Origin of the sequence: Cupriavidus sp. SIMBA_020, from assembly GCF_046535395.1 — a bacterium.
Classification (GTDB): Bacteria; Pseudomonadota; Gammaproteobacteria; order Burkholderiales; family Burkholderiaceae; genus Cupriavidus; species Cupriavidus campinensis.
Window position 1 is genome coordinate 1 of the sequence record NZ_JAWRWU010001033.1, and the last position, 257, is coordinate 257.

Genomic DNA, 257 nt, shown 5'->3' on the forward strand with positions numbered 1-257 from the left:
GCGCAGCGCGGCAGCATCAGCAGCACGGGCGCCCCCTGCGTGACGCCATGCCGGGCAAGCACCGCGGCAAGCCGGTTCGCGCACCGGTCGAGTTCGCGGTAGGTGAGTGGCGGCACGTGCGCCGTTCCCTCCAGTGCGATGCGCTCCGGCGTGCGGCGCACCTGCTCGGCGAAGCGGCCGTCGATGGTCGAGTGGTTCATTGAACGGGTTCCGATCGGTTGGCTTGCGTTCCGAAGAATTGCAGCAGCGTGTCGGTC

Annotated in this window: 1 protein-coding gene; it reads right to left on the minus strand. The window is 69.3% G+C overall.

The window, feature by feature from the left end; all coding sequences use genetic code 11:
- Positions 1-200: AMP-binding protein (locus SB751_RS32615; RefSeq protein ID WP_410749331.1), on the minus strand; the 200-nt coding region annotated here is incomplete at its 3' end.
- Positions 201-257: the final 57 nt, after the last annotated feature.